This window comes from Nocardioides malaquae (assembly GCF_015070385.1).
GTDB lineage: Bacteria > Actinomycetota > Actinomycetes > Propionibacteriales > Nocardioidaceae > Nocardioides > Nocardioides malaquae.
The window spans coordinates 1-274 of the sequence record NZ_JADCSA010000358.1; the positions used below are offsets into that span (position 1 = coordinate 1).

The 274-nt window shown below is 46.4% G+C and carries 1 protein-coding gene; it reads right to left on the reverse strand.

Features of this window, described 5'->3' with window-relative positions; genetic code table 11:
- A partial coding sequence (locus IEQ44_RS18580) for a hypothetical protein (protein ID WP_498371227.1) occupies positions 1-163 on the reverse strand: 163 nt, incomplete at its 3' end.
- Positions 164-274 lie beyond the last annotated feature (111 nt).

Sequence of the window (274 nt, forward strand, 5' to 3'; positions counted from 1 at the left end):
ACAAACTCCTCATTGAGGGTGAAAGATGCACCACAAATAAATATCCCCAATTGAGCTCGTCATCTGTATTGTCGGTGCTCTCATCAATCGCAGCAGAGAAGGCAATAAATGACTTAAACTTTTCTTTTATTTGACTGTAAAAATCTTCTGCAAGGACCCCTATTCTCTCTGCCTCGTGGTCTTAAGTGCAGCGCTGGTGTGCAGGGGTGAGACATAAAGTGGGGCGCTTGCACTAGGTACGTGGGCGGTTACTTGCCGCCTCCATTGTTTAACG